Origin of the sequence: Leucobacter sp. M11 (assembly GCF_035726885.1) — a bacterium.
GTDB lineage: Bacteria > Actinomycetota > Actinomycetes > Actinomycetales > Microbacteriaceae > JAPFRB01.
In genome coordinates, this window is record NZ_JAPFRB010000001.1 from 136,442 (window position 1) to 140,924 (window position 4,483).

Genomic DNA, 4,483 nt, shown 5'->3' on the forward strand with positions numbered 1-4,483 from the left:
GTGCGGGGTCATGTTGCTCTCCTGGGGCGTCATCGTGGCGCCCCGTATTCTTTGCGGGTTTCGCGGATCAGGAGCCAGATGAGGTAGATACCGCCCAGGCACACGGTGATAAGCCCGACGGGGATTGTTCGGTAGAACTGCGCGATGACCAGCGCGAGCAGGTGGGCGAGGCTGAGGAGGGCGGCGCCCATCGCGGCGGCCCCGAGGAGGCTGACGCCGGGAGAGCCAGTGAGGCGTCGGGCGAGCTGGGGGGCGACGAGGGCGACGAAGCCGATGGGTCCGGCCGCCGCGGTGACCAGGGCGACCGTGCCGACGCCGACGACCATGAGGGCGAGCCGGGCGGGGGTGGGCCGCGCGCCCTGGGTGATGGCTGCGTCGTCTCCCAGCTCCATCTTGCGCAGGGCGGGGGCGAGGAGCGCCGCGGCGACGACGATCACGACCGCGAGGAGCAGGGAGGGCACCATCGAGGTCCAGGACACCCGGGTGATCGAGCCGGCCCCCCAGAACCCGACGGTCATCGCGTCGTCGATGTCGGCGCGGGTGATCAGGTAGGCGTTGATCGAGCCGAGCATGGCGGACACCCCGATGCCGACAATGATGAGCCGGAACCCCTGAATGCCGCGCCGGTACGCGAGCAGGTAGACGGCGAGCGCCGTGAGGAGGCCGCCGATGATCGCCGCCGAGGCGATCGACCAGTAGCTCGTGTTACCCAGGATCAGGATCGTGAGGACGACGGCGGTGTAGGAGCCCGCGTCGAAGCCGATCACGTCGGGAGAGCCGAGCGGGTTCCGGGTGAGCGACTGGAAGATTGCCCCGCCGATGCCCAGCAGGGCGCCGAAGGCGACCGCCGCGAGCACGACCGGGAGCCGCCACTCAAGCACGATGGTGCGGTGGAACGATTCCCCGACCCCGGTGATCGCGGCCCAAACGTCCGCGAGGGTCATCGGGTAGTCCCCGAGCGTGATCGCGAGGATCACCGCGATCGCCGCGACCGCGAAGAGGACGCCCGCGACCGTCACGAGGCGCAGCGGCACGCGGGCGGAGGCCCACCGGGTGCGGAGGGGGCGGATCGCGTAGCCGAAGTCGATCCGCTCGGCCGCGGGGGTCTCTCGCGGACGCCGGGTGGTCTGGCTCACAGCCCGCTCGCTTTCCGCCGACGCACGAGGGCGATCAGCACCGGGGCCCCGAGCACCGCGGTGACGATGCCCACCTCGATCTCACCGGGGCGGCCGAGCACCCGCCCGAGGACGTCGGCGGTGAGCACGAGCACGGGGGCCGCGAGGGCGGAGTACGCGATGATCCAGCGCTGATCCGGCCCGACCAACCAGCGCACGATGTGCGGGATCATCAGGCCGACGAAGCCGATGCCGCCGGTCACGGCGGTCGCCCCGCCCGCGAGCAGCGTCACCGACAGGATGCCGAACACGCGGGTGCGCCCGACCTTCGTCCCGAGCGAGGCCGCGAGGTCGTCGCCCAGCGCGATCGAGTTGAGCGAGCCCGACAGCAGCAGCGCGATCACGAGCCCCGCGGCGAGGAAGGGGGCCACGGTCATCGCGTCCTCGATGCCGGTGCGGGCGATGGAGCCGAGGCCCCAGCTCCGGATCGAGCGGAACGTCTCCGGGTCGATCAGGGTGAGGAAGGTGGAGAAGCCGCCGAGCACCGCGGCGAGCGCGACCCCCGCCAGGACGAGGGTGACCGGGGAGGCGGTGCCACGCCCGGCGGTACCGATGAGGTACACCGCCACGGTCGCGGCGGCAGCCCCCGCGAAGGCGAACCAGAGGTAGCCGCTCACCCCGGAGAGGCCGAACAGGCCCACCCCGATCGTGACGGCGAAGCCCGCCCCCGCGTTCACGCCGAGGATGCCGGGGTCGGCGAGCGGGTTCCGGGTGAGCGCCTGGATGAGCGCGCCCGCGACCCCGTAGGCGGCCCCGACGAGGATTCCCACGACCGTTCTTGGCACACGCAGGGTCCACACGATCACCGACGCTTCGGAGTCGTCCGGTGCCCAGAAGCCCCGCCAGACCTCGCCCAGCGAGAGGGGGTTTGCGCCGAAGGCGAGGCTCGCGAGGAGCGCCAGGGCCAGGGCGATCAGAATGCCGACCATGCCGAAGGCCCGTTTCCGGAACAGGGCGCGCCGGGGCACGGCGTCGGGGGCCCCGACCCCGGCCCCGGGGCCCGTCTGGCGAAGCTGAGTGGTCACCCTAATCGGTGAGCGACGAGAGGATCGGGAGCATGATTTCGGCTGCCCAGACTTGACTGAGCGGTCCCGCGTAGGCCATCGCTGACGCCAGGTTCCCCTCGTACTCCTGACAGTCGAAGGTGTAGCCGCTCCTGGTATTGCCTATCTGCACCCATCGACCTGATTGGACCGCTCCCAGGCGTTCCCACAGGGGTTGGCCTTTCACTTCGGACAGCTCGCTCTCCGAAACGCTGCCGACGTTGCTCAAAATGACGTACTCGGCATCTGCGCTGAGGAGGTTCTCCGGGCTGACGGAAATATCGTCCACGAAACTCTCTGCCGCAGGATTCCTGGCGAAGCCAAGGGAATCCAGGAAGTCCTCGACGTTACTCCCGCTAAATGATCGATACTGAAGCCCGGCCCCCTCCCCTGCGTAGATCAAGTAGGCGGCGGTTTTTCCCTGTAGCTCGGGGTATTCCGTGTGCGCCTGTTCAAAAAACTGTTCGTTTGTTGCGATAGCTTGTTCTGCTTTGTCTTGAAGGTCGAGTGCTTCGCCGAGTATTCGCAACCGGCTACGCCATCCTGACCCCTGGTCTTCCTCCAGTGGCGTTCCCAACAACGGAGCAATGTCGGAGAGTTGTGCAAAGAAAACTTCGAGACCAAGCGTTGTCCCTAAGATGAGGTCGGCTTGTGACGTTGCGATCTTCTCGATCGGAAAATCCCCGCCCCCTTCAACGGTTTGCTCGATTGGTTTCGGGGAGGCCTCCACCACCCACAACGGGGGTTCGATCGCAAAGACCGGTGTCCCGCCAAGGGCCACAATCAACTCGGCGTCCATCCCCGAGCTCCCAACCGCGGCGACGCGTTCGGGCCGCTCCTCGAGCACGATCTCCCCCGCTTGCGTCGTCAGCGTGACGGGGTACTCCGTTTTCCCTTCGGCGGGCGGCAGCAGGCTGTTCACGTCGTCGTTCTCGGGGGTCTCGTCGGCGTCGAGGGTTGCGCACCCGGCGAGCATGAGCGCCAGGCTGATCACCCCAACGGTGAGCGCCGTGAAACGTCTGGTGCTGCTTCGGGTCATCTCCGGGCATCCTCTCGACTGGGTTTGGCGGAGGGCCCCGGTTCCCGACGATCACGCGGATCGGACACGCGGGGGCCTCCCCAGCAAAGATAGGACAGGCTATCCTTCCCAAACCTGCGGTTCCTGCCAAGGTCTCTGCCGTTTGTGACACACCGCCTCGCGCCACTCGCCCGGGCCCGACGCGGTGGGATGGAGTGATGTCATGTCCGGACCCCCCGAGCCCGATGCGGACGAGGCCTTCGACGCGTCCGGGCACATCATCCTGCCCCCGGTCACGATCCCACCGCGGGTCCACCCCGATGAGCACCTCATCCTGTGGCAGGTCCGGGGACGCGCAGACTTCCGGCTCGACGGGGCAGAGCACTCCCTCACCGCCGGGCGCGCGCTCTGGGTGCCCGCGGGCGTCGTCCACGAGTTCCGCGTGCACGAAAACTCGGTGCTGTTACCCGTGCTCTTTCCGGCGCCCTTCACGGCGACGACCCTGCTCGTCCCGACCCGGGTGCCCGTCGACCGCGAGCTGCGCATCCTGCTCCTCGCGAAGCTCCAATCGCAAATCTCGATCATCCGACCCGCGGCCAATCTGAACCGGCAGATCCTCGCCCTGATCGAGGTGCGACCGGCGCACAGCTCCGCCCTGCGCATGCCGGTGTCCCGCCCGGCGCTGGCCGTGGCGGAGACCCTGCGCTTTAACCCGGGCGATGACCGCACGCTCGTCGAACTCGCGGCCTCGGCGCACGCCTCCGCCCGGACGATTCAGCGGGCGTTTCAGGCCGAGACGGGGGCCTCGTTTCAGCAGTGGCGCCTGCAGAACCGCATGGAGACCGCCGCGCTGCTGCTGCGCTCCGCGCCCAGCTTGGCCGGGGTCGCGAACCGGGTCGGCTACCTCAACCCGAGCGCCTTCGGCCGGGCATTTCGGGCCCACTTCGGGATGACGCCCAGCGCCTACGCGCAGAGGTTTCACCGGGAACGGTAGCGCCGCATCCCCGGAGGCGGACGCAGAAAACGCCCCGCCGGGCTGGCGGGGCGTTTTCGTGAGCCGCAGGGCTCGTCGGGCGGCGGTGCGATTAGTGGCTGGACATCACCGTCAGGTCCTTGCCCTTCGTCTCGGGCACCGTGAACACCGCGAGCGCGCTGATGATGAGCAGGGCCATCGCGTAGATCGGGAAGAAGTTAAACGAGCCCGAGGCCGCCCAGGTCTGCACATAGGGCGCGGTGCCCCCGAAGGC

Annotated in this window: 4 protein-coding genes and 1 pseudogene; 1 reads left to right on the forward strand and 4 read right to left on the reverse strand. The window is 68.7% G+C overall.

Features of this window, described 5'->3' with window-relative positions:
• Nucleotides 1-29 precede the first annotated feature (29 nt).
• Genes OOT08_RS00685 through OOT08_RS00695 form a run of 3 tightly spaced genes read right to left on the reverse strand, consistent with a single transcriptional unit; the run spans nt 30 to nt 3,257 of the window.
• Complete coding sequence (locus OOT08_RS00685) at nt 30-1,136, reverse strand: FecCD family ABC transporter permease (RefSeq protein ID WP_325090670.1); 1,107 nt, start codon at nt 1,134-1,136, stop codon at nt 30-32.
• On the reverse strand, nt 1,133-2,200 hold the full coding sequence (locus OOT08_RS00690) for a FecCD family ABC transporter permease (RefSeq protein ID WP_325090671.1): 1,068 nt from the start codon (nt 2,198-2,200) through the stop codon (nt 1,133-1,135). Before OOT08_RS00690 ends, OOT08_RS00685 begins: the two co-directional genes overlap by 4 nt.
• Before the next feature lies 1 nt (nt 2,201).
• Nucleotides 2,202-3,257: an ABC transporter substrate-binding protein gene (locus OOT08_RS00695; protein ID WP_325090672.1), complete on the reverse strand. Its 1,056-nt coding sequence runs from the start codon at nt 3,255-3,257 to the stop codon at nt 2,202-2,204.
• Between the two features lie 202 nt (nt 3,258-3,459).
• On the opposite strand from OOT08_RS00695, the gene OOT08_RS00700 reads away from it, so the two are divergent.
• Nucleotides 3,460-4,230, forward strand: coding sequence for a helix-turn-helix transcriptional regulator (locus OOT08_RS00700; protein WP_325090673.1), 771 nt, complete (start codon nt 3,460-3,462; stop codon nt 4,228-4,230).
• A gap of 91 nt (nt 4,231-4,321) precedes the next feature.
• Here OOT08_RS00700 and OOT08_RS00705 read toward each other — a convergent pair.
• Nucleotides 4,322-4,483 (reverse strand): annotated as a pseudogene (locus OOT08_RS00705) (MFS transporter); the annotation flags it as partial.

Excerpts from the sequence above, each read along its gene's own strand:
- OOT08_RS00695 (WP_325090672.1), bottom strand. The coding sequence starts at position 3,257 with ATGACCCGAAGCAGCACCAGACGTTTCACGGCGCTCACCGTTGGGGTG.
- OOT08_RS00700 (WP_325090673.1), top strand. The coding sequence starts at position 3,460 with ATGTCCGGACCCCCCGAGCCCGATGCGGACGAGGCCTTCGACGCGTCC.